The organism is Streptomyces sp. WAC04114, assembly GCF_019733245.1.
GTDB classification, from domain to species: Bacteria; Actinomycetota; Actinomycetes; order Streptomycetales; family Streptomycetaceae; genus Streptomyces; species Streptomyces massasporeus_A.
The window spans coordinates 1-5,380 of record NZ_JAIGQA010000295.1; the positions used below are offsets into that span (position 1 = coordinate 1).

Annotated in this window: 1 protein-coding gene and 1 pseudogene; both read right to left on the reverse strand. The window is 74.5% G+C overall.

The features are described 5' to 3' along the window. Positions 1 to 4,306 (reverse strand): annotated as a pseudogene (locus tag K4G64_RS38125) (type I polyketide synthase); the annotation flags it as partial. Between the two features lie 114 nt (positions 4,307 to 4,420). After that, a partial coding sequence (locus K4G64_RS38130) for a beta-ketoacyl reductase (RefSeq protein WP_221760443.1) occupies positions 4,421 to 5,380 on the reverse strand: 960 nt, incomplete at its 5' end.

Here is a 5,380-nt window from a genome sequence, read left to right on the forward strand (position 1 = left end):
CCAGTGAGCGCACCCCGTGCACCGTCACCAGATGCCGGGCCACCACAGCACCCAGACCACCGGTGCCACCGGTCACCAGCACCGGGCCCTCACCCCAGGCGACCGCACCACCCTCACCCGGCACCGCACTCCGCAGCCTCGGCACCACCAACCCACCCGACCGCACCGCCACCTGCGCCTCACCCGAAGCGACCGCGGCGGTGAGGGCAGCTGTGTCCGTGCCGTCGAAGTCCAGCAGCTGGATGCGGCCGGGGCTCTCCGACTGTGCCGTGCGCAGCAGGCCCCAGAGCGGGGCGTGGGCCAGGTCGGTGACGTCCTCGTCGGCCGCGGTGGCCACGGCGCCCCTGGTGGTGACCACGAGGCGGGTGTCCGCGAACCGGTCGCCCGCGAGCCACTCCTGCACCTGGACGAGCGCCTGGTGGGCCGCCCCCCGGGCGGTGTCCGGCAGCGTCTCGCCGACGGGGTCGGAGAAGTGGGGAGCGAGGACGACCGTGGGCGCGGGGGCGCCCGCCTCGACGTCCCGGGCCAGCGCACCGAAGTCCGCGTAGGAGCGGGCCGTGCCGTCCGGCAGGCCGAGGTCTCGTGCGGAACCGAGGACCGCCCAGGTGGTGAGGTCGGCCGTGGCCTCCGCGGTGGCCGGGCTGCTCCACTCGACCTTGAGCAGGCCGTCGGTGGAGCCGGTGCCGGCGGTGCGCAGCGACTCGGCGGACAGTGGGCGCAGGGTCAGTTCCGCCACCTCGGCGACCGGTGCGCCCGAGCCGTCGGCCACGGTGAGCGCGACCGTCGTGGAACCGCCGTTCGCGGCCTCGTGCGCCGCCGCTCCGGCGAGCCGGACCCGCAGCACGGACGCGCCCGTGGCGGTCGCGCTCACTCCGGCCCAGGAGAACGGCAGCACCGCCCGGCCGTCGTCACCGGCGACTCCGGGGAGCAGCGGGTGCAGGGCGGCGTCGAGCAGGGCCGGGTGGAGGGTGAACCGGCGTGCCTCGCCGCGCCGGCCGTCGTCGAGGGCGACCTCGGCGCAGAGGTCGTCGCCGACCGTCCACAGCCGGCGCAGGTTGCGGAACGCGGGCCCGTAGGTGTAGCCCTGCTCGGCGAGACGCTGGTAGACGCCGGTGAGGTCGATCTCGCGGGCTCCGGCGGGGGGCCAGGCCGTGAGGGAGGCCCCGGCCGCGCCGGCGCCGGCGCTCAGGGTGCCGTAGGCGTGCAGGGTCCAGGTTCCGTCGTGGCCGGGGTCGCCGTGCGGCCGGGCGTGGATGCGCACCGGGCGGGTCGCGTCGGTGTCCTCGGCGCCGACGGAGACCTGGAGGTGCACGCCGCCGCGTTCGGGCAGCACCAGGGGGGCCGCGAGGGTGAGTTCCTCGATCGTGGCGGCGCCGAGCTGTTCGCCTGCCCGGAGGGCGAGTTCGAGCAGTCCGGTGCCGGGCACGAGCACGGTGCCGGAGACGGCGTGTTCCGTCAGCCAGGGGTGCGTGCCGCGTGACAGGCGTCCGGTGAGAACGTGTTCGTCGCGGTCGGCCAGCGGGACGGCGGCGCCGAGCAGCGGGTGGTCGGCCGCCACGAGCCCGAAGCCCGCGGCGTCCGTGACGGTGGTCGGCGCGTCCAGCCAGTAGCGCTGCCGCTGGAACGCGTAGAGCGGCAGGTCGGTGCCGTGCGCCCCGGGGAAGAGGGTGTCCCAGCGGAGGTCGGCGCCGCGCGCGGCGAGCAGCCCGAGGGCGGCGGCGCACACCTCCGGCTCGGAGCGGCCCCTGCGCAGGACGGGCGCCACGACGCCGGAGGGCTGTTCCAGGGACTCGGCGACCAGGGCGCTCAGTACCCCGTCGGGGCCGAGTTCGAGCCACTCGGTGACACCGGCCGCCTCCAGGAGGCGCACGCCGTCGAGGAAGCGGACGGCCTCGCGGATGTGCCGGGCCCAGTAGTCGGGCGAGGCGAGTTCCTCGACGGTGGCCAGCGCGCCGGTGACGTTGGAGACGACGGGGATGCGCGGTTCGTGGAAGGTGAGGTCCTGGGCGATCGCGCGGAACTCGTCCAGGATCTCGTCCATGTGCGGCGAGTGGAAGGCGTGGCTGACGGGGAGGCGCTTGACCCGGGCGCCCTCCTTCTTGAACCGGGCGGCGAGCTCGTCCACGGCGTCGGCGTCACCCGAGATGACGGTGGATCGCGGCCCGTTGACGCCGGCGACCGCGACCCGGTCGCCGTAGGGGGCGAGCGCGGCGCGCACCGCGTCCTCTCCGGCCTCGACGGCGGCCATGGCGCCGCCCTCCCGGGCGGCCTGCATCAGCCGGCCGCGTTCGGCCACCAGCACACAGGCGTCGGACAGGTCGAGCACGCCCGCGAGGTGGGCGGCGGTGACCTCGCCGATCGAGTGGCCGAGCAGGAAGTCCGGGGTGAGACCGTGGTGTTCGGCGAGGCGGAACAGCGCGGTCTCCAGGGCGAACAGCGCGGTCTGGGTGAACGCCGTCTGGTCGAGCAGCGCCGCGTCCGCGCTGTCCTCGGCGGCGAAGAGCACCGACTTCAGCGGGCGCATGAGTTCGGGGTCCAGGTGGGCGCACACCTCGTCGAGGGCCGCCGCGAACACCGGCGAGAACTCGTACAGTTCGCGGCCCATGCCGAGGCGCTGGGCGCCCTGCCCGGTCAGCAGGAAGGCGGTCTTGCCGCGCGGTGACGCGGGGGTGCGCTGCGCGGCCTGGGTGGTCTCACCGCGGCTCAGCGCGGCGAGTCCGTCGAGCAGTTCGGCTCGGTGCCGGGCGACCACCACGGCGCCACGGCCGTGCCGGGCCCGGCGGGTGCCGAGTGACCAGCCGAGGTCCGCGAGGGACTGCTCGGGATGGCGGTCGACGTGGTCGTGCAGGCGCCGGGCCTGGGCGCGCAGCGCCGCCTCGTCCCGCGCGGACAGCACGAACGGTACGGGCCCGGACGGCTCCGGCCGCTCGGCCTCGTCGTCCTGCGCGGTGACGAACTCCTCGACCACCACATGCGCGTTGGTGCCGCCGAATCCGAAGGAGGAGACACCCGCGCGGCGCGGCGCGTTCTCTCGGGCGGGCCAGTCACGTTCCTCGGTCAGCAACTCGACCGCACCCGTGTCCCACTGAACGAACGGCGACGGCTCGTCCACGTGCAGCGTCCGCGGCAGCACACCGTGCCGCATCGCCTGCACCATCTTGATCACACCGCCCACACCCGCGGCGGCCTGAGCATGCCCGATGTTCGACTTCAACGACCCGAGCAGCAGCGGCTGTTCGCGGTCCTGGCCGTACGTCGCCAACAGCGCCTGCGCCTCGATCGGGTCGCCCAGCCGGGTGCCCGTGCCGTGCGCCTCCACCGCATCCACCTCGGCCGGAGCCAGACGGGCGTTCTCCAGGGCCTGACGGATGACACGCTCCTGCGACGGGCCGTTCGGCGCCGTCAGACCGTTCGAAGCACCGTCCTGATTCACCGCACTGCCCCGCACCACCGCCAGCACCCGGTGCCCGTTGCGCACCGCGTCCGAAAGCCGCTCGACGACGAGAACACCGGCCCCCTCCGACCAGGCCACACCGTCGGCTCCGGCCGCGAACGACTTGCAGCGGCCGTCCGGCGAGAGACCGCGCAGGCGGGAGAACTCCAGGAAGGCCACCGGTGTCGACATCACCGTGACGCCGCCGGCCAGGGCGACCGAGCACTCGCCGTTGCGCAGCGCGTTGACCGCGAGGTGCAGGGCGACCAGCGAGGACGAGCAGGCCGTGTCGACGGAGACCGCCGGGCCCTCGAAGCCGTAGGTGTAGGAGAGCCGGCCGACGGCGATGCTGCCGGCGCTGCCGCTGAACAGGTAGCCCTCGAAGTCCTCCGGCGGCAGGTGGGGGCGTGAGCCGTAGTCGTTGTACATCTGGCCCGTGAACACGCCGGTGTCCGAGCCGCGCAGGGCGGTGGCGTCGATGCCGGCGTGCTCGAACGCCTCCCAGGCGGTCTCCAGCAGCAGCCGCTGCTGCGGGTCGATCGCCATGGCCTCGCGCGGCGACATCCCGAAGAAGGCCGGGTCGAACTGGTCGGCGTCGTAGAGGAATCCGCCTTCACGGGCGTACGAGGTGCCCGTGCGGTCGGGGTCCGGGTCGTAGAGGCCGTCCACGTCCCAGCCCCGGTTGCCGGGGAATCCGCCGACGGCGTCGATGCCGTCGGCCACGAGGCGCCACAGGTCGTCGGGCGAGGACACGCCGCCGGGGTAGCGGCAGGCCATGCCCACGATCGCGATCGGCTCGCGCCGCCTGTCCTCGATGTCCCGCAGCTGCCGGCGTGCCTCACGGGCATCGGCGACGGCCTTCTTCAGGTAGTCGCGGAGCTTGTCCTCGCCCGCCATGGTGTGTCAACTCCCGTGTGTCGTGTGGTGTTCGGTGCCGAAGTGGGCGGTGTGGCTCAGGTCAGTTCGTCGCTCAGGTCAGTTCGTCGCTCAGTTCAGCTCGTCGACGAGGGCGAACAGTTCGTCGTCGGTGGCCGAGTCCAGGTCGTCGCCCCGGTCGTCGCCCCGGTCCTGGGTCGAGGTGCCGGCCGGGGCCCCTGCCGCGCTGTCGGCGGCGTCGAGGAGTTCGCGCAGTCGGGCGGTGATCCGGCCGTGGGCGGACGCGTCGGTGACGGCCGCCTCGATGGCGGCTTCGAGCCGGGCCAGTTCCGCGAGGACCGGTTCGTCCGGCGCGGTCTCCTCGACCGTGAGGCGGTCGCCCAGGTACGAGGCGAGCGCCCTCGGCGTGGGCTGGTCGAAGACGAGGGTGGTCGGCAGCCGCAGTCCCGTCTCGGTGGCGAGCTGGTTGCGCAGCTCGACGGCGGTCAGGGAGTCGAAGCCGAGTTCCTGGACCGGCCGGTCGGCGTCGATCGCCGTGTGGTCGGCATGCCCGAGGACGGCGGCCACCCGGCCGCGGACGAGGTCCACCAGCGCCCGTTCCCGCTCGGGCGCGGCCAGGGCGGCGAGCCGCTCGGCGAGACCCTGGCCCTCCGGACGGCCGACGGAGGCGTCGCCCGAGGCCGCCGGACGGCGGGCGCCGGTGGCGCGGACGAGTCCGGAGAGGAGCGGCGGTACCCCGTCGCCCAGCGCGCGGATCGCCCGGGTGTCGAGCCGGGTGACGGCGAGGACGCTCTCGCCGGTGGCAGGGGCGGCGTCGAAGAGGGCCATCGCGTCGTCGGTGGCCAGCGGCAGCAGGCCGGAGCGCGCCAGACGGCGCAGGTCCGCCTCGGCGAGGTGACCGGTGATGGTACTGGTCTCCTCCCAGAGGCCCCAGGCGAGGGAGATCGCGGGGAGGCCCGCAGCCCGGCGGTGTGCCGCCAGCGCGTCCAGGAACGCGTTGCCGGCCGCGTAGTTCGCCTGCCCCGCCGTACCCAGCAGACCCGACACCGACGAGTACAGGACGAACGCCTG